The organism is Mucilaginibacter sp. P4_G9 (genome assembly GCF_056400985.1).
Window position 1 is genome coordinate 1 of sequence record NZ_JBFUKF010000749.1, and the last position, 1,315, is coordinate 1,315.

The window sequence follows — 1,315 nt, forward strand, 5'->3', positions numbered from 1 at the left end:
TTATTAAGTGTTCCATTTGAGTGCAGTGGAACACACCGAACGCTCTGGAACGCATTATGGCTGATTATCAACAATTTAAGCTTTTTAAAAATCAACAAAGACCGGAACACTTATGCGACTGATAATCAACATCATAAACCCAAATATTAACTTTTGGTTAAAATCAAACTAACGGACTGTAGTTCGATATCTGAATTTATCTCGCGCTAAGACGCTAAGACGCAAAGTGATTTACTTCTTTTTTCTTTGTTGGTTAATTTCTATATAGTGTTCCTGTCTTCACTATAAATACACTTTTTTGAAGAAAAATCAATTTATATCGGGATATATAGAGCCGGATTAATTGAAAACTTATCATCCGCCTATCTCACAAATCCGGCAAATTTTAGCCTCAATTTACGAGGCTGTCTAAAAATAAAAAAACAGACCGCCATTGCGAGGCACGAAGCAATCCCAAACTATGCAGATCGGATTTGCAAAGCTACTCTGTAAGGTGGGGATTGCTTCGTACCTACAATGACGCGTGGATATATGCTTCATTAGAAGTCTAAAAACATTTAATAAATCATTTTTAGACAGCCTCTTAAAAAAATCACGAAAAAAATTGCGTAGTTAAATAACTACATTTATATTTGTAGTCAAATAACTACACGATGAATTTAAGACGAGACGTATTTCAAGCCATAGCCGACCCGACAAGAAGGGCCATACTGCTGTTGGTAGCCTCACAATCCATGACAGCAGGTGCAATAGCCTCGAATTTTAACACAGCAAGACCAACAGTTTCAAAACACCTGCAAATACTAACCGAGTGCGAATTGCTTAAACAAGAGCAAAACGGCAGGGAGATTTACTATCATAGTAATGCAAAAAAAATGAAAGAAATAGCAGACTTTATTGAACCATTCCGCAACATGTGGGATGACAGGTTTAATAAATTGGAAACCATAATGAAAAACTACCAATCAAAAAAATAGTATAATATGGAACGAAAAACAAAGATCAATGCCGAAGATGGCAAACAGGAATTAGTAATAACCAGGGAATTTGATTTGCCATTGGAATTACTATTTAAAGCTTATGCAGAGCCCGAAATTGTTGAGCAATGGATGGGGACGAAAGTGCTGAAACTCGAAAATAAAAAGCACGGCGGCTGGCAATTTGAAACAACAGATCCTAAGGGAAATGTGGTATTCCGGGCCAATGGAGTAATCCACGAATTTGTTCCCGACCGGAAAATTACACGGACATTTGAAATGGAGAACACAACCTTTCCCATTCAGCTTGAGTTCCTGGAATTTAAACACCTCACTCA

Annotated in this window: 2 protein-coding genes; both read left to right on the forward strand. The window is 37.2% G+C overall.

Annotated features, from left to right (window positions below):
* The first annotated feature begins 653 nt into the window (after positions 1-653).
* Positions 654-977, forward strand: coding sequence for an ArsR/SmtB family transcription factor (locus AC1DPZ_RS27305; protein ID WP_477409440.1), 324 nt, complete (start codon positions 654-656; stop codon positions 975-977).
* A gap of 6 nt (positions 978-983) precedes the next feature.
* The coding region (locus AC1DPZ_RS27310) for an SRPBCC family protein (protein ID WP_477409442.1) at positions 984-1,315 on the forward strand (332 nt) is incomplete at its 3' end.